Annotated in this window: 19 protein-coding genes; 6 read left to right on the top strand and 13 right to left on the bottom strand. The window is 69.7% G+C overall.

The genetic code is table 11. From position 1 onward, the window contains the following. Positions 1-158: 158 nt before the first annotated feature. On the bottom strand, positions 159-497 hold the full coding sequence (locus tag OG943_RS38875) for a MerR family transcriptional regulator (protein ID WP_328605904.1): 339 nt from the start codon (positions 495-497) through the stop codon (positions 159-161). 771 nt (positions 498-1268) lie between these two features. Here OG943_RS38875 and OG943_RS38870 point away from each other — a divergent pair. After that, positions 1269-1538: a hypothetical protein gene (locus OG943_RS38870; RefSeq protein ID WP_328605903.1), complete on the top strand. Its 270-nt coding sequence runs from the start codon at positions 1269-1271 to the stop codon at positions 1536-1538. 413 nt (positions 1539-1951) lie between these two features. Here OG943_RS38870 and OG943_RS38865 read toward each other — a convergent pair whose 3' ends face one another. Next, a complete protein-coding gene (locus OG943_RS38865; protein ID WP_328605902.1) occupies positions 1952-2788 on the bottom strand; it encodes a LysR family transcriptional regulator in 837 nt (278 codons plus the stop codon). A gap of 96 nt (positions 2789-2884) precedes the next feature. On the opposite strand from OG943_RS38865, the gene OG943_RS38860 reads away from it, so the two are divergent. Further along, entirely contained in the window at positions 2885-3607 is a 723-nt protein-coding gene (locus OG943_RS38860) for an SDR family NAD(P)-dependent oxidoreductase (RefSeq protein ID WP_328605901.1), read from the top strand. Between the two features lie 409 nt (positions 3608-4016). Here the strand turns inward: OG943_RS38860 and OG943_RS38855 are convergent, their stop codons facing one another. From OG943_RS38855 to OG943_RS38845, 3 genes are all read right to left on the bottom strand, one after another. Continuing rightward, positions 4017-5516 carry a glycosyltransferase family 39 protein gene (locus OG943_RS38855; RefSeq protein ID WP_328605900.1) on the bottom strand — a complete coding sequence of 500 codons (1500 nt, stop codon included), beginning with the start codon at positions 5514-5516 and terminating at the stop codon, positions 4017-4019. Further along, a complete protein-coding gene (locus OG943_RS38850; protein ID WP_328605899.1) occupies positions 5482-6240 on the bottom strand; it encodes a TetR/AcrR family transcriptional regulator in 759 nt (252 codons plus the stop codon). The genes OG943_RS38855 and OG943_RS38850 overlap by 35 nt, the downstream gene beginning before the upstream one ends. A 385-nt stretch (positions 6241-6625) precedes the next feature. Beyond that, positions 6626-7216: a hypothetical protein gene (locus OG943_RS38845; protein WP_328605898.1), complete on the bottom strand. Its 591-nt coding sequence runs from the start codon at positions 7214-7216 to the stop codon at positions 6626-6628. Positions 7217-7395: 179 nt separating this feature from the next. Here OG943_RS38845 and OG943_RS38840 point away from each other — a divergent pair, with 179 nt between their 5' ends. After that, positions 7396-8367, top strand: a complete 972-nt coding sequence (locus tag OG943_RS38840; protein WP_328605897.1) for an ArsR/SmtB family transcription factor — start codon at positions 7396-7398, stop codon at positions 8365-8367. A gap of 159 nt (positions 8368-8526) precedes the next feature. On the opposite strand, the gene OG943_RS38835 is transcribed toward OG943_RS38840, so the two are convergent. After that, the gene (locus OG943_RS38835; protein ID WP_328605896.1) at positions 8527-9291 is read right to left on the bottom strand and encodes a phytanoyl-CoA dioxygenase family protein; all 765 of its coding nucleotides are present in this window, start codon (positions 9289-9291) and stop codon (positions 8527-8529) included. A gap of 376 nt (positions 9292-9667) precedes the next feature. Between OG943_RS38835 and OG943_RS38830 the strand changes: the two genes are divergently transcribed. After that, complete coding sequence (locus OG943_RS38830; RefSeq protein WP_328605895.1) at positions 9668-10597, top strand: hypothetical protein; 930 nt, start codon at positions 9668-9670, stop codon at positions 10595-10597. 90 nt (positions 10598-10687) lie between these two features. Here the strand turns inward: OG943_RS38830 and OG943_RS38825 are convergent, their stop codons facing one another. Beyond that, positions 10688-11443, bottom strand: a complete 756-nt coding sequence (locus tag OG943_RS38825) for a hypothetical protein (RefSeq protein WP_328605894.1) — start codon at positions 11441-11443, stop codon at positions 10688-10690. 290 nt (positions 11444-11733) lie between these two features. After that, a complete protein-coding gene (locus OG943_RS38820) occupies positions 11734-12693 on the bottom strand; it encodes a helix-turn-helix transcriptional regulator (RefSeq protein WP_328605893.1) in 960 nt (319 codons plus the stop codon). Between the two features lie 125 nt (positions 12694-12818). Between OG943_RS38820 and OG943_RS38815 the strand changes: the two genes are divergently transcribed. Further along, positions 12819-13943 carry an FAD-dependent monooxygenase gene (locus OG943_RS38815; protein WP_328605892.1) on the top strand — a complete coding sequence of 375 codons (1125 nt, stop codon included), beginning with the start codon at positions 12819-12821 and terminating at the stop codon, positions 13941-13943. Positions 13944-13956: 13 nt separating this feature from the next. Here the strand turns inward: OG943_RS38815 and OG943_RS38810 are convergent, their stop codons facing one another. Further along, positions 13957-15462 carry an alpha/beta hydrolase gene (locus OG943_RS38810; protein WP_328605891.1) on the bottom strand — a complete coding sequence of 502 codons (1506 nt, stop codon included), beginning with the start codon at positions 15460-15462 and terminating at the stop codon, positions 13957-13959. Between the two features lie 298 nt (positions 15463-15760). Between OG943_RS38810 and OG943_RS38805 the strand changes: the two genes are divergently transcribed. Further along, positions 15761-17359 carry an alpha/beta hydrolase gene (locus OG943_RS38805; protein ID WP_328605890.1) on the top strand — a complete coding sequence of 533 codons (1599 nt, stop codon included), beginning with the start codon at positions 15761-15763 and terminating at the stop codon, positions 17357-17359. A gap of 52 nt (positions 17360-17411) precedes the next feature. Here the strand turns inward: OG943_RS38805 and OG943_RS38800 are convergent, their stop codons facing one another. Genes OG943_RS38800 through OG943_RS38785 form a run of 4 tightly spaced genes read right to left on the bottom strand, consistent with a single transcriptional unit; the run spans position 17412 to position 20886 of the window. Further along, on the bottom strand, positions 17412-18068 hold the full coding sequence (locus OG943_RS38800) for a response regulator transcription factor (protein ID WP_328605889.1): 657 nt from the start codon (positions 18066-18068) through the stop codon (positions 17412-17414). Next, positions 18065-19243, bottom strand: a complete 1179-nt coding sequence (locus tag OG943_RS38795) for a sensor histidine kinase (protein WP_328605888.1) — start codon at positions 19241-19243, stop codon at positions 18065-18067. The genes OG943_RS38800 and OG943_RS38795 overlap by 4 nt, the downstream gene beginning before the upstream one ends. Before the next feature lie 13 nt (positions 19244-19256). Next, positions 19257-19961 (bottom strand): hypothetical protein, encoded by a 705-nt coding sequence (locus OG943_RS38790; RefSeq protein ID WP_328605887.1) that lies wholly within the window; start codon positions 19959-19961, stop codon positions 19257-19259. 19 nt (positions 19962-19980) lie between these two features. After that, a complete protein-coding gene (locus tag OG943_RS38785; RefSeq protein ID WP_328605886.1) occupies positions 19981-20886 on the bottom strand; it encodes an ATP-binding cassette domain-containing protein in 906 nt (301 codons plus the stop codon). Positions 20887-21242: the final 356 nt, after the last annotated feature.

Here is a 21242-nt window from a genome sequence, read left to right as displayed (position 1 = left end):
GGTTCGGGCGTCGGACTGGCTGCCCGGGCCGTCGTCGAGGCCGCTGTCAGCTGAGGACGCGGATGAGGACGAGTAACTGCTCACCTCGCCCAACGGCACTGGACAGCGGGGCCGGCCCGGTGGGGTGTGCCGCGCGGTTCGGCGGCACACCCGGTAGGTCAGTCGGCGGAGCGGAGTTCGGTGTTCTCGCGCTGGGCGTCGTGGAGCTGGTCTTCGAGGGTGACGATGCGGCAGGCGGCGTCGAGGCCGGTGCCGTGGTCGACCAGTTCCCGCACGCGCGCGGCGAGGCGGAGCTGGTGGCGGGAGTAGCGCCGGTGCCCGCCGGCGGAGCGCTGCGGCGCCAGGAACCCGGCCTCGTCGAGGCTGCGCAGGAACCCCTGCGTCGCGCCGATCATCTCGGCGGCCCGGCCCATCGTGTAGGCGGGGTATTGGTCGTCGTCGAACTTGTCGGCCCCGCCCGAACCGGGAGCGGGGGTCTCGCGTGGGTCAGGAATCATTCCACCTCCACATCACAAGGGACCCCGGATGCCTATTCGGCACCCGGGGTCCCAGGGGTTGGGTTTCACCATTGTCAACCGGCCGTGAGGCCAGTTTCCGGTATCCGCGGTGTCCGCCCGAGAGGCGGACGATACGGAGATCGCTTACTCGTAACCGAGAACCACCTTCCAATCTGATGGGACTGCGGTACCCGCGCGGCACAGCTACCCGGCCGCAGCGGGCGATCCAATGATGTGCCCTTTCCCTTCCTTCCAGTGTTCCCTTACCTTGCATCACTTCGTGTACTGCGACTGCTGCGAGCGTCACCGGCTGGAGCCCTTCCACTGATCGGCCCCAGCACGCGTCACGCCGCTGGCCACTGCCCGGAGCCCCGTCAACGATCGGCTCCGGCCACCTGACCGTTCCTGCCACTACCTGTCTTGCCATTGCGTTACTGCACTTGCGCTACTGCGCCGGGACCGGCCTTGCCATTCACTTCTTCACTGCCCGATCCCGGTACTTCCCCGGCCACCAGCCGAAGCCTGTCCACAGATTGGCTTCGTCCTGCCTGACCGCCTTGTCTCACTTCGCGGGTAGTTCGTCATCTCCCGCGCCTGCTTGACGTTGTCTCTCTCGGTATGAGCAGAACACTACACACGCCTGAGGTTGAATGTCTACCTCCGTCGTCATAGATTTGCTCCCGACTCCGGCGTAGAAGACCGCCGGAACCAGAGAATCGCAGGTCAGCGCGGACCGCCTGCGGAGGACGACACACTGAAGGGTGATGCGGGATGACCGACTCCATCGCGCCACAGGACCCGTTCGCACCCCAGGACCCGTTCGGCCTCGACGGTGTACACGACCACCAGGACTACGCCCGCGTCCTCGCCAGGCTGGTCGAGCAGGGACATCGCGAACGGTGGATCACGCTGCTCTCGGAGAGCGAGGCGCGCGCCGTGGCGGAATTGCTGGGCCAGTACGCCCAGCTCGACCCCACCGCGCACCTCAACCAGCTCGCCGCCACCCTCGCCAGCCGCCTCTACAGCCGCCTCGGCGTCTGAACAGGCCGTACATCGCCCCGCTCAACCGGCCTGGCTGAGCGGGGTCACAGCATGCGGGCCATCGTCCGCCGCGCTCCCGTCAGCTCAAAACGGCTGGCCCCTGGCGAAGATGACCGGTGAGACCGGCCCGCAGGGCATGCAGGTCAGCGGCGATTTTTGCCGGGCTTGTCACCCGGAGACGCTGGGCGTCGCCGGACCTGCCTTCTACCGTTCCATCCTGGGGTTGCTGGAGACATCCGGATGGGTTGCGGATCCCCCGCATAGCGGGGCGCGGAACCGGCGGTCTGCGTTGGGGTCGTCGTCGAACTCACGCAAGAGCCGCAGGATCCCGGTGGCGACCAGCGCGGCCGAGCGGATCTGGCGGCTGACGGTGATATGCGTTCGCAGCTGGCAGAGGGTACGGGAACGAAAGCTCAGAGGCGGGTGGCCACCCGGACCAATGCGGCGAGTGCTTGAGAGCGGCTGTGTGGCGGCCAGGCGATGACCGTCGTCACGGTCGGTGCGTCCAGGACCGGCACGGCGGCCAGGCCTTCGAGCAGGTTGGCGCGGGTGGACTCGGGCATGACCACGGTGGTGCGGCCGAGCGCGATCAGCTGGAACAGCTGCGTCTGGTTGTGCACTTCCGCGCCGGGGCCCTCGGGGTAGGTGCCATCGGGTCCGGGCCAGCGGGCGAGCGGGAGATCCGGCAACGCGGTGACCTCCGCCAGCCGGACGTGCGGCCGGACCGCCAGTGGATGTGACGTGGGCAGGATGGCGATCTGGCCTTCGGCGATCAGGACTTCCGTGTCGAGCCCGGCCGTCGGGTCGAAGGGCTGGTGCAGCAGTGCCACGTCGGCCCGGCCGTCGTGCAGGGGCTGGTGCGGCTGGGATTCGCAGAGCAACAGGTCGACGGCGGCGGCGTCCGGTTCGGCGGCGTACGCGTCGAGCAGTTTCGCCAGCAGTTCGCCGCCCGCTCCGGCCTTCGCGGCCAGGACGAGGGTGGGCCGGCTCGTCGCGGCGCGCTGGGTGTGCCGCTCGGCCGCGGCCACCGCGCCGAGGATCACGCGGCCTTCGGCCAGCAGCACCGACCCGGCTTCGGTGAGCGAGACCTTGCGGCTGGTGCGTTCCAGCAACGCGACGCCGAGCCGCCGCTCGAGCCGGGCGATCGTGCGCGACAGCGGCGGCTGGGCGATGCCCAGCCGCTCGGCGGCCCGGCCGAAGTGCAGTTCCTCGGCGACCGCGACGAAGCATTGCAGCTCCCGCGTCTCCACCGGCTCAGGCTACCGCCCGATCCATGTCGCCCGGGTATCGTTGCGGGTCCGGAAGTGGTGTTGGTTCCCGGCCGGTCCCCCGCCACGATCGATGGCATGAGCGAACAGACGATTGCACTGGTCACCGGTGCGAACAAGGGCATCGGCTACGAGATCGCCGCCGGTCTCGGCGCGCTGGGCTGGAGCGTCGGTGTCGGGGCCCGTGACGAGCAACGCCGGGAGGACGCCGTGGCGAAGCTGCGCGCGGCCGGCGCCGACGCGTTCGGCGTGCCGATCGACGTGACCGACGACGCGAGTGTCGCCGCCGCCGCGGCCCTCGTCGAGGAACGTGCGGGACGGCTCGACGTGCTGGTCAACAACGCCGGCATCGCCGGGGCGTGGCCGGACCAGCCCTCGGCCGTGACCCCCGAGAACCTGCGGGCCGTGGTGGAGACCAACGTGATCGGCGTCGTCCGGGTCATCAACACCATGCTGCCGCTGCTGCGCCGCTCCGGGCACCCGCGCATCGTCAACCAGTCCAGCCACGTCGCGTCGCTGGCCCTGCAGACCGCCCCGGACGTCGACTTCGGCGGGGCCAGCGGGGCCTACTCGCCGTCGAAGACGTTCCTCAACGCGGTCACCGTCCAGTACGCCAAGGAATTCGGCGACACCATCAAGATCAACAATGTCTGCCCCGGTTACGTCGCGACCGACCTCAACGCGTTCCACGGAACCAGCACACCCGCGGAGGGCGCCAAGGCCGCCATCCGGCTCGCCACGCTGCCGGACGACGGGCCGACCGGAGGACTCTTCGACGCCGCCGGGACCGTGCCCTGGTAAGACGTCACGCGCACACCCGGCGAACCGGTGGCGCCCTGCACCCAGACCGCTCGCCACAACCTCGCCCGATGGAAAGCTCAATCGGGCCGAAGGGGCGCGCTGATCGGCGACTCGCGCCACTGGGGCTGGCTCGCGTGGAGGTCGAGGTGCGACAAGCCGAGCGTGGGCGGCTCGTCGGGCACCACCGGCCGGACCGTGTCACGGCAGATGTCCGTGGTTACCGGCTTTTACCGGACCTGTGCGAGCACCTCGCCGGTCTCGGCGCCACTCGCTTGCGCCGAGCCGAGCCGGCGCCTCCTGCCAACGCGGGCTACATCGTGATGGCCGGTCCGGAGGGAACCACCTGACCGGTCAGTTGACCATCGAGCATCCGCTCATGCCGCTGAGCGGACGGTGTCGTTGAAGCTCCTCAGCGCAGTTGTTTCAGGCTGGGCCAGAGTTGCGTCCAGGTGCCGTGCGGCTGCCGGCACAGGTAGATGGCCGCGCCCAGCCGGGTCTCCTCGTTCGACAGGCCGTCCGGCATGGTGAGCGGGGCGATCTCCGTCACCTGTGACCAGTACTGGTGCAGGTAGGCCGGCGTGAACTCGCCGACGCACAACACGGTGGCGTCGCTGCCCGGGGGTGGGCCCCAGAATCCGTAGGCGTTGTGGCCGCTGCCCACTGGATTGCGCAGGCCCGCGGAGGGTCCGAGGATGGTCAGCGCGCCGGCCTCGCCGTAGTTGCTGGTGAAGATCGTCGTGCCGGCCGGATAACGGTCCGCGACCGTGACGATCTGGTGCACGTAATCGGTCCAGCCGTAGGTCTCCAGCACCGGGCTGGCCGAGCCGGTCGCGATGCTCGCGATTTTCGGCGGGAGCACGGGCAGTCCGATCAGGATCGCGAGCACTCCGGTGAGGCCGATGGCGATGGGCCATCGCCGCCGGCCGTGCCGCGTGTTCGCGGCCTCCACCCGCACCGCGCCGGCCGCGAACAGGCCAGGCAGCGCCGGGGCCGCGTAGTAGCTCTTGCCGGCGGTGACGGCGACGAGCGTCACCGCGGTGATCGCGACCACCAGCAGCCACCGGTGCGGCCGTCCGGTCGTGGCGCACAACTGGCGCACACCGAGCATCAGCAGCAGGAGCATCGGCGGGCCGGTCAGCAGGAGCAGCAGTTCGGGCACCTGGGTGAGGGCGCTGCCCTGCCGTCCGGCCAGCACCGCGGCCATCCGGACGTTCGGCCACGGCCAGCCGTAGGAGGCGTTCCACAGGATGTTCGGCAGCGCGATCAGCAAGGCCGGCACCGCGGCCAGCCACGGCCCGGGGGTGCGCAGCACCGCGCGCCGGGTGATGACCAGGCCGAGCGCGATGCCGATGAGCAGCGCGGCGATGGTGTCCTTGTTTTCCAGGCCCAGTCCGGCGAGCAGGCCGGCGAGCAGCCAGGCCGGGATCGTGCCGACCCGCAGCGCCCGCGCGGTCGCGACCATCACCGCGAGCCAGAACACCTGGTCGGTGCCGGTGGTCCCGAACAGCGCCGAGGCGGCCACGTATGCCGGGCACGCCGCCACCGCGGCGGCCGAGATGAGCTGAGCCCGCCGCCGCCCGCCGAGTTCGGCGGCGAGTTTCGCGGCCAGCAGCACGCAGCCGGCCGCCGCCGCGATGGCCAGGATGCGCAGCGGCAGCACGCCGCCGGGCAGCGCGGCGGCCAGCCGGGCCAGCACCGGGGTCAGCGGCGGCTGGTCGACATAGCCCCAGGCCGGGTGGCGACCGGTGATCACATAGTAGAACTCGTCGCGATGCCAGCCGTAGCGGGCGGCCACGGCCAGGTGGACCACCGCGACCACGCCGGCGATCAGCAGGACCTGCCGCCACGCCACGCGTGGGCAAGCTCTGCCGGGTTCAGCTTCCTCGGTCAGCGTTACCGTCTGTGCCACGGTTTTCCTTTCCCCCAGCAGATCCCGACAGTGAAGGACCGGACGGCCGGAATGCGGCCAGCAGCAGATGACGCACGGTGCGCCGGCAGTCGTCGTCGTTGAGCATCAGCGAGTCCGGGTCGCCGTGCCGGTGCCAGGCGAACCAGGCGATGGTTTCCACGATGAACCGGGCCGAGGTCGGAATGTCCGGGACCGGGCGCAGGTGCCCGGACTTGATGCGCCTCCGCAGGTAATCGCCCAGCTGGTCCAGCAGTCCGCGCCGGCCCCGCACGAAGTGCAGCTCTGCCAGTTCCGGAACGTCCCGCGCGCAGCTCTCGACCAGCGCGAGCAGTCGCTGGTTGCTCTCGACGTACCCGTACAGCTGATCGATGATCCCGCCGAGTTCCTCGGCCGCCGGCCTGGTGCGTCGGCGGAGCGCGGCGGCCAGCGCCGGGACGCTGGGGGGCGCCGCCGGCCGCGCGCCGATGCCGGCGATCCCGGCCCGGCCCGGCATCGACACCGGGATGGTCATCGTGTCCAGTGTTTCCGGCTCGGCGAGGTACCGGATTGCCAAGGACAGCAAGGTTTCTTTGCTGTCCGCGTAGGTGTAGAGGGCACCATGGCTCAGGCCGAGCACGGCAGCCACATCGGAAATCCCGGCCGCCTTGTAGCCCTTCTCGGTGAACACCCGCGCCGCGGCCGTGGCTATCTCGCTCAACGGCCGCGGCGGTACCCGTCCGCGCATACGACGAGTATTGACTGACCCGGTCAGTCAGTCAAGCTGTGAGCCTGCGGCCGTGGCTCGATGATCAGCCGCTTCCCGACCGGCGCGTTCATCGCACGGTGCGGCCCCGCCACTACGGGTGGCGGCTCCTCGCGCGCACAACCGGCCTGGTCCTGGAACTGACGCGCTACATCTGGAAGAACCACCGCCCGGCCCGCCGACACTCTTCGGAGCAACCCATTAGTCCGAAAGCGAACCCGGAGCATCCATATCACCTATCGCAAACTACGTGATCCAGAACGGACCGCAGAATGCGCTCACCCAGCGGCACGACATTCGGGTCTACCCACAAACCTCCGCCCGCCCGCGGGCTTCATCGTGGCCTCACGCAGGCCGATGCGGTCGATCAGCAGTTGTTCGAGATGTACCACACGGGATACCAGTTTGCGTGCGGCTCACGGAAATACGCCGCGTGCGAAATGGACAAGTAGACATTTCCCTTACCCCAGAATGTCGTCGTGTAATTGTGCGTCTGATTGTTGATCCACGATCCGCCGGTTTTGAAGTTGTCGGGGATTTCGTATAAATCACCGCAGCTCGCGTGGGTGAACCCGGTACCCGAGTAGTTGTAACCCGGCCATCCGCAGAAAGCGCCGTACGAGCAGAGGACCAACGGAGTGCGGGGATCATTGCCGTTCAACCCGTCACCGAGCACATGGGCGTACTTTTCGCCCGGGAGGGGATAGGTGATCGTGGAACGGTCGGCGGTGATGATCCGGTTGGCCGCGACCTGCCTCCCTCCCAGTGTCGCCAGGTCGCGATCCATCGCACCTTGCAACTGCCGGGCCTGGGCCGCGGAGAAGCCTGCGGCTCTTACCTGCGCGGCAAAGCTCGACGGCGCGGCGGCGGGGGACGCGTCCGCCGGGCTCGCGACCGTCGCGGCAGCGAGCAGTGACAACAAAGCCGCGCCCAGCAATGAACTTGTTCTCAATCGCATGACAACTCCTCCATTTTGTCCCGATGATGCTCATCGTGCTGGACGGAACCTGTGCGGCGCGAGCAGTTCGGAGCTGCCCGAAAAGTCTTGACAATGCCCGGCTGTAGCCGGCGACAGGGTAACGTCGTTATCTCCGTCGACGATATTCCGGTCGCATCGTCAATGCTTAGGGGCTGGCCGTGCTACGAGTGCATCTGGACGCCGAGGACCTGGCGCACATCCGTTTCGCCGGCGCGCCGGCACCGGTACTGGAAACGGTGTTGATGGTGCTGGAACTGCGGAATCGGCCGTATCCGCCCGGAGATGACCGACCGGACTGGCGCATTCGGGCGCATTCGGCCCTGTCGTCCGGCGCCCGGCCGCTGGTGCAGCTGGCGCCCTCCCCGCACCGCGCGCTTTACCTCGACGTCCTGACCAACGATGCGGAACAGGCGTTCCATGTCGTCCGCGACACCGCCACCTCGGTGCACGCCGAGAACCTGACCCGGATCGCGCGGATGAACGTCGTCCCCATCCCCACCTGGCTGAACCGCTACGCCGAAGGCGACACCGACACCCTCGACGCGCTGGACCGGGCGTTACGCACCTTCCACGCCACCTGCCTCGCACAGCAATGGCCGTCGGTGACCGCACGGTTCCACGACGACATCGCACACCGCGTGAACGCACTCGGCACGCACGGACTCGCCGCCCTGCTCAACGCGCTGAGCCCCGACCTGTGCCTGACCGGCTCGACGCTCGTCGGCCGCTACCCGTGGGAGCGGGACGTCCACCTCCACGGCCGTGGGCTGGTCCTGATGCCCTCCGCGTTCTGGACCGGCCATCCCCTCGTCACCTGGGACCCGCAGGACCAGTCGCAGCACGTGCTCATCTACCCCGCCCGCCCCGGCCGCCGGAGCGCCGGGCCGGGCCCGTCGAAGGGCGACGCGCTGGCCGTGCTGGTCGGCAGCACCCGCGCCGCCGTGCTCCGCACCCTCGCCCAGCCGAGGACCACCAGCGACCTCGCCGGCCTGGCCGGGATCAGTGTCTCGTCCGCCTCCGAGCACACCACTGCCCTGCGCAACGCCGGCCTGGTCACCAGTCACCGCCTCGGCCAGGCCGTACACCACCACCTCACCCGCCTGGGCTTCTCACTGCTGCTGCAGCGCTGAACCGGTCTCGCACGGCCGAAGCCGTACGCGGGCAGTGGTGGTCGCCCGTGCACAGCAACGGGTACGCCGCCTCAGTCGCATGTGGCAGCCGGCCTGCCCCGATCGGCCGCCGGCCATGAACGGCCGTCGCCCGCGTCCGCTGATCGTCCCGGCGTGCGATCAGTCCTGGTCCGCCATTGCCAGCCCGGCCACGATCGCCTGGGCTACCGGCGAAGGGTCAGACCCGTCCAGCATGAACCCGTCGCGGACATGCACTGCGGGCTGGGCGATCATCCGAGGCCCGCTGCCCCGGTGCGGCCAGGTCGCGGTGTGCACGACGAACGGATGGCACAGAAAGACATCCCCGGCCTTGCCAGTCGCGTGCGCGACCGGCCTGCACAGCACCGACGGCCGCCAGAACTCGCCATCCGAGGGAGTTCCCGCCTCACCATGTGGCGCCAGGAATTCCGGGACGTACAGATGCGATCCGCTGACCAGCCGGGTCGGCGCGTCATCCGGGCCGACGTCAGTGAACAGCAGCAGCGCCAGCAGCCCGCGCGCCCGGGACCGGACATTGACCCAGTACCCACCGAGCCCCTCGTAGCTGCCCTCGATGTGATAACCGGCATTGGCCCGGCCCTCGGAGGGGAAGCGGACCGCCACAGCGTCACCGGCATCCACCGGCGACGTCCATCGCCCAGGGCCGATCAGCCTGTCATAGGCAGTGACCAGGGTCGAAGAGGTGCCCGCGGCGGAAAACGGGCCACCACCAAGGCCATCGACGGGCATGAACGCCGGCCAGCCGGCGGGGTCGTCTTCGCGCACGCCACGCGCCCGCAGCGCCGCCCAGATCACTTCCCGGCACGCCGCCGCCGTCGCCGCATCAAAAGCACCGCGGACAGCAACATAGCCGTCACGAACGAAGCCCTCCACGTCAAGGTCCACTGGTTCATTCTGAGCTGCTCCGTACCAGGAGGCGTCTCAATAAAACCCCGGCACCGGCGAACAAGGTGTCGTAGTGATCCGGCTCGATGACGGCGACGGTCAGGATGTCACCGCAGAGGGTCTGCGTGACGCCGAGACACCAGACCTGGATGTCGCCACGCCGGTGGCGTGGGGCAGGGTTCCAGTTCGCTGTAGGCCTTGGGGTGCCCGCTGCCGTCGTACTCGTCGTGCCCGATCAGTTCCCCGGCGAATTCTCGTTCGATGTCGCGCCACGCCCAGGCCTCCTCCCGGAACGTTGGCCCGCGCCCGGGGGGAGGGTTCTTCACTTACCTGGTCCGGGCCCGGGTCTCGGGGTCGATCTCGGGGATCATCCCGGATGTTCCCCGGCACCGGCGTGGCTAGCGTTGCTCGAGTGTTCCGACGCGTGCTTCTCGCCATCCTTGCCGGTATCGCGATCTTCCTGGTGCCGTGGACCGTCTACCTCGGCCTGACCCTGCCCGAGCGCTTCGACACGAGCCAGTGGCGGTTGGCGTGGGTCGGCTTCGACATCGTCCTGCTGCTGTGTTTCGCCTCGACCGTCGTGCTCGGGATGCGCCGCAGCCGCGCCTCCGTGCCAATGCTGGCCGCGACAGCGACGCTGCTGTTCTGCGACGCCTGGTTCGACGTCGTCCTCGACTGGGGTGGTCCCGACCAGTGGGCAAGCCTGGGCACCGCGCTGCTGGCCGAGGTGCCCATCGCGGTGTTCCTGCTGTTCCGGGCCCGTGCCCTGCTCGCCGGCAACGCGCGGCCGAGGCCGCTGACCATGCGCGACATCGCCGTGCACACAAACCCGAACCACCAGCAGCTGCTTCGCCTCATGCCCGCCACCTCGGCCGAACTGAGCGCACAGGTCCCGTCGATCGACGTCCCGGCCGCGCTGCTCACCCTCACCCACGCCGGCTACACCCGCCGCACCCGCGACGGCCGCTGGCACCCTGTCCCGCAGAGCACGAACGAAGCGAAACCGGAAGACTTCCCCGAAGCCGACCGGCCCACGCTGGCCGCCTACCTGGACGCGAAGTACGACCGCGAGGTACGACTGCTGGCCTGGGCCGCCGAGCGCCGCGAAACGTTCGACGGCTGGACCGCCGGAAGCCGCGCCGGGATGCGGCTGAGCTTCAAAGACTTGAAAGAATTCGAGGCCGAATACCTGGAACTGGTGCACCGCTACGCCGCCCGCAAACCCGCAGCGGCCGAAGAAGCACGCGCCCTTTCGGTGCGGTTCTACGCATTCCCAGAGCCGAAGCCCGCCGAACTCCCCGGCTGAGCCGGACCAGTCCCGTTGAATGAAATGGGCCGGTGACCGGAATCCGGTCACCGGCCCATCCCCCTCATTTCCGAGCGGCCGAAACTTCCGTCACGGCTGGTAAAGCTCCTTGACCACGGCAATGTGGTCATTTCCGTCGACCTGGATTTCGGCGAGCGGCGGGGTGTCTCCGGTCAGCGCCTGCATCAGGTCCTGCGGGGTGCACGCCTTGGTGCCGCGCCCCTGACCGTCCACAGTGACCGAATCACCGGGGCACACGGTGCTCGCGCTGAACACCTGCTCGTGGTTCTCCAGCGGCAGCCGGTAGGTCTTGGTGTCGCCGGCGACCGGCACGTAGTGGCCGTTGTCCGGGCCGCCCGCCTGCCAGGTCACCAGCTGGAACCGGGCCATGTTCGCGGTGGTGTCGTAACCGGTGAACTGCACGGTCTGCGTGGTGTTCGGGAACCGCTGCGTCACCTGGTTCGACGGTGCGCTGTCCTTGCTCGGCGCGGTCTCGATGCGGAAACCCGTGCCGCCGTCCTTCCCGCAGAGCACAACGCCCTGGCTGCCCTCCGGTTCCGCGGCCTTGGCACAGTCCCAATGCCCCGCGATGTCGAGCACGCGGCGGCCCGGACCCTCGCCGTTCGGCGCCTTCGCGTAGTACTCGCTGATGACGTTGAACGCCTCGGTGCAGCCCGGGGTGCCTTCCTCGGTCGACACCGCGATCAGGTCCACCATCGGGCCGCCGGCCGGGCCGACCTGCCCGCCGTTCGTGCTGCAGTTGACGTCGCCGGCCGAGCCTCCGGCGGAACTCCCGGCCGCCCCACCGGCCTTGGCTTGCGGCTGAACAACCGCCGCGTTCTTCACCTGAGAAGCATTTCCGGCCGCGCCGTTTCCACTGCAGGCAGAAAGGAATGCAGCCATGGCGACCGCCCCGCCCACCATTACCAGCTTCATCGGCTTAATCGCGGTGACTCGCATTTTTGTGCCCCTTTCGCATCTGCGGTGAACCTCTATGGGAAGAGACGTGAGGCCATGCGACACGTTGCTGTGGGACTCCGGCCGGGCGGAAGGTTGCCCTCCTGCCTGCCCGGGACTGACCGCAAGGGCACGATCTCCGCCGGCCTCGCAACCAGGGGAGCGTCACGGCGCGCTCGTCACCTCCGAGCGGCCGTCTCCGAGGGAAGTTCACCGAACCGCGCGCGGTACTCCTGCGAGAAGCGGCCGAGATGCGTGACGCCCCAACGGTAGGCGACGTCGCCGACGCGGTCGTCGGTTGACGCGATGTCGTCGCGGACGCGCTCGAGCCGGAGACTCCGCACGTAGGCCATGGGGGTCGTGCCGAGCTTGTCCCGGAAGGCGTTGCTGATGGTCCGCGCGCTGCAGCCGGCCGACTGCGCGATGTCGCCGAGGGTGAGGTGGCCGGAAAGATTCGCTTCGACGAAGGCCACCGCGGCCCGGAGCGCTCGCGGATGCGGTGTCGCGGGGGCGTCCCACAGCGCGGCGGTGTGGCTGTGCGGCTGAGCCAGCAGGAGTGCGGTGACGATGCCGCGCAGCTGGATCTGTTGCAGTTCGGCCCGCTGCAACAGCGGGTCGCCGGAGTCGAACTGCTCGATCAGGGCATCGACGAGCAGGCCGATCGTCCGGCCCTTCGGCTCGGTCAGGTCGAGTGGGAGTTCGAAGCGCACGAGACGGTCGGCCGGGCGGCCGGTCAGCGCGGCGAGTTCCCGGCCCAGGAATTCGGCGTCGACACGAAGGCCGAGGAACCTCGTCCCGGTGTGGGCCGGGCGGAGTTCGTGGGCATCACCAGGGTTGAACACTCCGGCCGTCGAGCGGCTGAGGACAACGTGGCCGGCGGAGATCTCCCCGACGACGCCGAAGTTGATGAAGTAGGAGTGGCTCGGCCGGGTGCTGACGCGCACACCCATCGGAGAAGCGAAGTACCCCACCGCGAATCCCGACGCGGCGACCCCGCGTAGTTCGTGCTCACCGGCGACAAGAGGGCCGAGCGGGGCGGTGGTGACGGCGTCACCGAAGAGCCGGGTCGTGGACCGGAGCAGATCGACCGGGTTCTCGTTCTTGGTGAGGACGAAATCGCGGAGCGGACTCAACCGCATCGGTCGGCTCCCTCGTCGGTTCGGGTCTTCTCGTTGCCGGATCCGGATAGTCTCGTCCACGACTGGACATTCCGTCCCGCGGCGTCGCCCTAATGTGCCTGGAGAGCGGCGTACGGGAGGAATTCATGAGCACTATCGATCACGCGCGTTCGGCGTTGATCGCCGGCGCCGGCATCGGCGGTCTGGCGACGGCGAGCGCGCTGGCGCAACGCGGCTGGGCGGTCGAGATCGTCGAGATCGGCGCCGCGGGCAGCACGGCCGGGTGGGGGCTGACCTTGAGCGGCCCGTCGCTGCGAGCGCTCGGCTCCCTCGGATTGGCTGACCGTTGCCTGTCCGCCGGCTTCGGGATGAGCGTGATCACCAATGTCGACGCCGACGACAGCGAGGGCCGGATCGATCTCCCACGGCTGATGGGCCCGGACCGTCCGGCCATGGTGGGCATCGCGCGGCCGGAGCTCCACCGCATCCTGCTCGACGAGGCGCGACGGCTCGATGTGGTGGTCAGCAACGGGATCAGCGTCGCCGCGGTGCGTCAGGAGACCGGTCCAGTGCGGGTCGAGCTGACCGACGGCACGGCCCGCGTCGTCGATCTTCTCGTGGGTGCCGACGGTATTCGTTCGGTCGTCCGGGACCTCATCGGCCGGCCCGCCCCGATTCGCTATCACGGCCAGATGGTGTGGCGCGCCCTCGTCCCCCGCCCCGGCTGGGCCACGGGCATCGTCACCTTTTTCGGCGCCGGCCAGCAGTGCGGGATCGTCCCGATCTCCTCGAGCGGGGCCTACGTGTTCCTCGTCGAGTCCAAGGCGGAGCCGGACGTGGTCCCCGACGCCGAACTCGCCGGCCGGATGCGGGACCTGCTCGGGCCGGGGCCTGACCGCGTCGCCGAGATACGTCGCCTCGTCGCCAGGTCGACGTCGGTGGTCCGACGGCCGGTGCAGACCGCGCTGGTGGACGCGCCCTGGTCGCGGGGCAGCAGCGTCGTGATCGGCGATGCCGCGCACGCGCCGTCGCCGCAGATGGCCAGCGGCGCGGCACTCGCCATCGAGGACGGCCTTGTCCTGGCGGAAGAACTGGCCGATCACGACGACACAGGCAGCGCCCTCGACGCGTTCGTCGGACGCCGCCGCGAGCGGTGCGCGGTCCTGGTGAACACCTCGGTCACCATCGCCGCGCTCGAACAGCAACAGCGGCACCGCGACACGCACCCGCTCATCGCGTCGTGCCACGAACTGATGGCGTCGCCGGTGTGACCGTGCCCCAGCGTCACAATGACGGACGGGGCGACGACGCCGGGGTCGGCGGCGGCGAGGCCGCGCACTTCACATCGGCGGCGGGGAGCCGGCCGGTGAGCAGGTAGTCGACGACGGGCTTGTCGACGCAGGCGTTCTGGTCGAACAGGAACTGCCCGTGGTTGCCGCCCGCGGAAAGGACCAGCCGGGAGCCGCGCATGGCCTGCTGCATGTGCAACGCGCCTTCGACCGGGGTGGCCGGATCGTCCTTCGCCTGCACCAGCAGCACCGACGGCGCTTTCCCGGACCCGATCTTGATCGGCGGCGCGGTCGGTGCCTTCCAGAACGCGCACGGGGCCGAGTACCAGCTGTTCTGCCAGGCGAACAGCGGGGCCTTCCGGTCGGCCCGCGCGGTGTCGGCGTGCCAGGTTCGCCAATCCGCAGGCCACTTGTCGTCGGCGCAGTTGTACGCGAGCTGGGCCCCGTTCACCGGGTCCAGGGCCAGGTCGCCCGCGGCCGAAACGAGTCCGCCGGGATCTCCGGCCCGGTACTGCGAAACCGCCGCGGCAAGGGTCGGCCAGGACGCGTCGACGTACATGGTCGAGGCCAGCATGTCGTCCAGCTCGGCGCTGCCCACCTTGTCCTCGGCGGGGTGGGCGGCGAGCGCGTCGCGGGTGGTGTTCCAGATACTGCCGACGGCGTCGCCGGTGGTGCCGAGGTGGTACTTCGCGTCGTTCGCCCCGGCCCACGCGAAGAACTGGCTCGCGCGCCGCTGCAGGGCCGGGTCCTGCTGGAATCCCGCCTGGTAACCGGTGAGCGTCGGATCGACGACGCTGTCCAGCACGATCCGGCCGCTGGTGGCCGGGAACATCGTCGCGTACGTCGCGCCGAGCTTCGTGCCGTACGAGTAGCCCAGGTAGTCCAGCTTGTCCTTGCCGAGCGCGAGCCGGATCCGGTCCATGTCCCGCGCCGCGTTCTGCGTGGTGATGTGGGGCAGCAGGTCGCCCGCGTGCTGCGCGCACGCGTCGGCGATCTTCTTGGCGATGCCCTGACGCTGTTCTTCCTGCGCCGCGGTCGAAGGCCGGTAGGGCGGCAGCGGGCGCGGGAAGATGCCCGAGGTGTCACCGCAGTTCACCGGCGAGCTGGCGCCGACACCGCGCGGGTCGAAGCTGACGACCAGGTACTGCCCCGAGAGTTCGGGCGGCAGCGACGACCAGACGAGCTGCGCCGTGCCGATCCCGGACTCACCGGGGCCACCGGGGTTGACCACCAGGACGTTCGGCGCGTCGAGCACGCCGGCCGCGGCCAGCGTGAGGCTGATCTGCTTGCCGGACGCCTTGGCATAGTCGAGCGGCACGTCGAGGTTGGCGCAGCCGGTTCCCCGCGGTGCGCCCAGATCCGGCGGGCACTCCGCCCACTTGATCCCGGCCGCCGGTGCCGCCGCCGGTGCCGCCGCCGGTGCCGCCGACACGGGCGCCGCGGCCAGCATTGCGGCGCCCACACCGGCCACCACGGCCAGGCACACCCCTCGGACAGTCATGCTTCCCCTTCCGGGAGGTGTCAGGACCAAGATCGTCGCTCCATCAGTAACACGTGCTACCGCGAGGAGCCACCCCGAGCACCGAAACGGGCACCAAACCAGGCCGAAAGACCTTGCCCGGCCCGCAATTCGGGCGGAATTGCTTCCGGAATTCGAGATAAAAGCATGACGTAAAACGCGTATTCACGTCATCGTTTCACCTCATCCCTCAGTTTCATCGAGTATGAGACCTGCGGTTGATGCGCTCGCCGGCCAGCACGTTCTACGGTTTCCGCGAAGAATTGAGGAAAGGGAGAAAATGAGGAGACTGCGTTTTACTTTGGTGGTCCCGTTGGCGGTGGGCGGGTTGCTCGCCGGGATGACACCGGCGCTGGCCGGGCCAGCCCCGCTGAACACCACGAACATCCCCGGCCGCTACACCGGGCAGTCGCTGGGCTGGCATCCCTGCGCCACCGGTGAGCTGACCGATCTGCCGCCGGGCACCGGCATCGAGGGCCTCGAGTGCGGCGCGTTCCGCACGCCGCGCGACTGGGACCGTCCGGACGAGCGGCAGGACCTGACCATCGCGGTCAGCCGGCTCAAGGCCACCGGCGCGACCACGGCGTCGGTGCTGACCAACCCGGGCGGCCCCGGCGGGCCCGGGCGCTGGTTCCCGGTCGCGTTGCGCGGCCAGGACCGGCTGCGTGAGCACCAGGAGATCATCGGCATCGACACCCGCGGCACCGGCAAGAGCACCAACGTCACCTGCGACGGTGCGGGCAGCACCGGCCAGGACCTGGACCCGCGCAACCGCGATCCGCACAACCTGAACCTGATCGTGGACGCGGTCCAGTACGTCGCGAGCTCCTGCCGGCAGGCCGCCGGCGAGCTGGGCTCGTTGATCAGCACGTTCCAGAACGTCAGGGACCTGGACCTGCTGCGCGTCCTGCTCGGCCAGGAGCAGGTGAACTGGATCGGGTATTCGGCGGGCACCTGGCTCGGGGCGCACTACGCCCAGCAGTTCCCGCAACGCACCGGCCGGTTCGTGCTGGACTCCTCGACCGAGTTCACCACCAGCTGGCAGAACTCGTTCAACCTGCAGCCGGTCGCGTACGAACGCCGCTGGCGCCAGGACTTCCTCCCCTGGATCGCCCGCTACGACGCCAAGTACCACTTCGGCACCAGCGGCGAGGCGGCCCGGCAGACCTACGAGAACCTCCGGTACGCGCTGACCCGCGGCCCGATCGACGTGAACGGCACCCGGTTCGGCCCGACCACGCTGGACAACTACCTGATCGGCTCGCTCAAGGCCAAGAGCACCTTCCCGCAGGTGGCCGACATCCTGGTCATGGCCAAGACGCTGACCGGCAACCGCGCGTCGGAGCAGGCCAAGGGCGACGCCCGGACGGCGCTCAAAGCCGCGTTGTCGGAGCCGAAGGCGCCCGGCCCGCTGCGGGACGCGGCCGACGCCTCCGACTCGATGCTGGCCACGCTGCTCACCACCCTGTGCAACGACGGGCCGTGGACGGGCGATCGCCAGTCGCTGATCCGTCAGTCCCAGCAGTACATCGACCGCGGCGTGACGCTGTACAACTCGGCCTGGATGCCGTTGCAGGTCTGCGCCTTCTGGAAGAGCCAGCCGCGGCCGCTGCCGGTGGTGGACGGCAAGGGCGTCCCGCCGGTCCTGATGGTCCAGTCCGAGCACGACCCGGCCACGCCGATCGAAGGCGCGCGGAAGGCCCACGCCGCCTTCGCGAACTCGCGGATGGTCACCGTCACCGGCGAGGGTGACCACGGCATCTACGCGCTCGGCGGCAACAAGGCCGTGGACAAGATCGTGGACGACTACCTGGTGGACGGCGTCGTCCCCCCGGACCAGAGCGTCCCCGGCCTGCCGCTGCCGGTACCCGCCCCGTGACCACGCGGGCCCGCCGGTGACCGTCGGCGGGCCCGTCTCACAGCGTCAGCCGTCACGGCGAAGGCGTGACCAGCCCGTGCTCGTAGGCGAACACCACGGCCTGCAGCCGGTCGCGCAGCTCCAGTTTGTCGAGCACCCGGCCGAGGTGGGTCTTCACCGTGGTCACGCCGATGAACAGCCGTTCGGCGATCTCGGTGTTGTTGAGCCCTCGCGCGACCAGCACCAGTACGTCGCGTTCGCGGTCGGTGAGCCGGGTGAGGCGGCGGTCGTCCGAGGGCTCGGGGTGCGCGGCGAGGTAACGCTCCATCATCCGGTCGACCACCGTCGGCGCGAGCACGCGGTCGCCGCGCAGCACCGCCCGCATCGCGAGCAGCATGTCCTCGCCGCTCGCGTCCTTGAGCAGGAACCCGCCCGCGCCCGCCCGGGTTGCGGCGAGGACGTACTCGTCGAGGTCGAAGGTGGTCAGCATGAGCACCTTGACCGCCGGGTCCCGCGCGCAGATCCGCTCGGTGGCCTGGACGCCGTCGAGCACCGGCATGCGGACGTCCATCAGCACCAGGTCCGGCCGGACCGCCGCGGCCAGGTCCACCGCCTGGCCGCCGTTCTCCGCTTCCCCGGCCAGCACCAGGTCGTCCGCGCTCTCGATGATCATGCGCAGGCCCCCGCGCATGAGCGCCTGGTCGTCGCAGACGAGCACGCGGTACGTCACAGTTCCTCCGAGGACATCGTGAGCGGAAGCCGGGCGGCGACCCGGAAACCCCCGTCCGGCTGCGGTTCGGCGATCAGCTCCCCGCCGTACATCGAGACTCGCTCCCGCATGCCGCGGATGCCGTAGCCGTCCGCGCCCGGCTCCGCGAGGTGGACGCGCGGGCCTTGGCCGCCGTCGTTGACGACCTCGATCGTAACCGTCCGGCGCGACTCGCCCGGCGTCCCGTAGCCGACGGTCACCGTGCACCGGGCGCCCGTCGGCGCGTGTTTGACCACATTGGTCAGTGCTTCCTGGACGATCCGGTGCGCGGTGAGCGCGGCGCCGGGTGGGATCCCCTCGGCGTCGCCTTCGACCACGAGGCGGGTTTCCAGCCCGGCGGAACGCACCTTCCCGACCAGCTCACCGAGCGCGCCGACCCCCGGCTGGGGTTCCGTGTCCGCCTCGGATTCGCGCAGCAGGCCGAGAATCCGCCGCAACTCGCCGACGGCCTCCCGCCCGGTCACACCGATCGTCCGCAGCGCTTCGTCCACGGCGGCGGGATTCCGCATGCCCAGCAACCGGGCCCCCTCCGACTGCATGACCATGGTGCTGACCGCGTGCGCGACGATGTCGTGCATTTCGCGGGCGATCCGCGCGCGTTCCTCGACGACGGCGGTCCTCGCCAGCGCGTCACGGCGCTCTTCGGCTTCGAGAGCCCGCTCCTGCGCGTCGGCCAGCTGTCGCCGCCGGTTGACGTTCAGCTCGGCGGTGGTCACCGCGGCCACCATGACGGCGGTCACCATCACGAACGCGACGGCCCCGGCGAACCCACCGACGTAGACGGCCCAGACCAGGAACAGGAACTCGGCCGCGAACAACAACCACCAGCGGCCGCGCCGGCGGCCGTGGACGACCACCGAGTACATCAGGACGGCCAGTGCCAGGTTCGCGACGAGCAGCCGGCCCGCGTATGGCAGCGGCAGCAGGGCCTGCACGATCGAGACGGCGACCACGAACACCATTGCCCGCGCGGGAAACTGGCGACGCGCGAAGATCGGTACGAGCAGGGCCACGGTGATCGCCAGCACCACGTTCCAGGACCGGCCGGACGCGAGGATGCTCGGCAGCGAGCCCGCGCCGAGCACCGCGACGAGCAGCAAGTCGATGATCAGCGACCGGTCGAACAGCTTGTGCACCCCTACCACCTAACTACGCGTCCCGCCGCTTCGCGACCTCGACGGCGATCCCGAAGAGGACGAGCGCGATCACGGCGTACCCCAGCAGCCCGGTCCACGGCCCCGAGTCGTTCGCGAGGAAGCTCTGCCCCAGGTTGAACGGCAGGTACTGCGCCTTGTCCTCGAGCACGGGGTTGAGCAGCAGTTCGCCCATCATCGGGTAGCCGACCACGATCGCGACCGCGCCCGCGGTGTGCCGGACCAGGATCCCCACCGCGACCGCGATCACCGCGCCGATCGCGAAGAACAGGCTCACCCCGAACACCAGCCGCCAGTCAGAACCGTTGCGCAGGACGACATTGCTGCCCGCCGGGCCCAGTGTGGCGAGCGCCGCCCAGGAGCCGGCCCTGCCCAGCAAACCCACCGCGCCGGCGCCCAGCGCGACCACAACGGCCTTGGCGATCAGCGCCGGCACACGTGTGGGGGCAGCCTGGAACGTCGTCCGGATGGTCCCGAAGCGGTACTCGGTGGTGACCGAGAGTGTGGCCAGGACCATCACGATCACCAGGCCCAGCCGCAGGACGAGGCCGTTGTCCGTGTCGTCCATGGTCAACGGCGCGGTGGCGTCGAGCGCGGTGTAGACCGCGGACCCGACCAGCACGAGGAGCGCGCCGATCAGGCAGTACCAAGGTGCGCGGGTGGAGAGCAGTTTGACGCGTTCCGCGATCAGCAGGTTCATGACGGTTTCCTCGGTGGATTCAGTGGGCGTCGGCGTGGTACTCGACAGCGTCGCTGGTGAGGCGCATGAACGCCTCTTCGAGCGAGCCGCGGACTTGGCTCAGCTCGTGCAGGACGATTCCGTTGGCAGCGGCCAGTTCGGCGATGCTCGCGGTGTCCATTCCGGACACGACGATGGCGTCGCCGTCGTCGGCGAACATGGCCTGCCGCCGTTCCAGCAGTCCGCGCAGCTCGGCGCCGCGCGGGGTGCGGACGCGGACGGTCTTGTCCCCGGCCCGGTCGACGAACTCGTCGACCCCGCATTCCGCGATCAGCTTCCCCCGCCCGATCACGACCAGGTCCTGCGCGGTCAACGCCATTTCCGAAAGCAGGTGGCTGGACACCAGCACCGTCCTGCCCTCTTCCGCGAGCCGGTGCAGCAGCCCGCGGATCCAGTGGATGCCCTCCGGGTCGAGGCCGTTCACCGGCTCGTCGAACAGCAACACTTGGGGGTCGCCGAGCAGGGTGGTGGCGATGCCGAGCCGCTGGGCCATCCCGAGTGAGAACCCGCCCGCCCGCCGTCCGGCGACCTCCGCGAGCCCGACGACGTCGAGCACCTCACCCACCCGCGCGCGGGAAATCCCGTTCATGGCGGCGATCCACGTCAGGTGTTTCCGTGCCGAACGCTGCGGGTGCACCCACTTCGCGTCCAGCAGCGCCCCGACCGTCCGAAGTGGATTCTTCAGCTCCCGGTAGGGCCGGCCGCCGATCAGCGCGCGGCCCGACGACGGGTTGTCCAACCCGAGGATCATCCGCATCGTGGTGGACTTCCCGGCGCCGTTCGGCCCGAGGAAACCAGTGACCCGGCCGGCCCGGACGGTGAACGACAGGTCGTCCACCGCGGTGGTGTCGCCGTAGTGCTTGCTCAGGTTCACTACCTCGATCATGGGCCCTCCGTGGGAGTCGCAGCGTGACTCCCACAGTGCCCCCGAGCGGCGGCGAAAACGTCCGATCGACGGCCGCACCAGGTCGTCCACCGAGACGACCCGGGTCATCCCCGGGGAGGACCCGGGTGTCCCTCGGCACCGGCGTACGCCCACGTCGCAGCGCTCCGCGGCAACCACCGGCCAGCACCCACGTCGCATCGCCCGGCGGTAACCACCGGCGGACGCCCACCTCACATCGCCCGGCGGCGACGCGGCCGGCGAGGTTGAACCAGACAGCGGTGGCGGGCGGCCGCCGACCTGCGCTGACCGCCCGCTCTGCCGCTGCCGATTCAGCAACCAGCCGAGCCGGCCGATCC

The organism is Amycolatopsis sp. NBC_00345 (genome assembly GCF_036116635.1).
GTDB lineage: Bacteria > Actinomycetota > Actinomycetes > Mycobacteriales > Pseudonocardiaceae > Amycolatopsis.
Note: the sequence above shows the minus strand (reverse complement) of the source record. Positions and strands in the feature narration are given on the sequence as shown.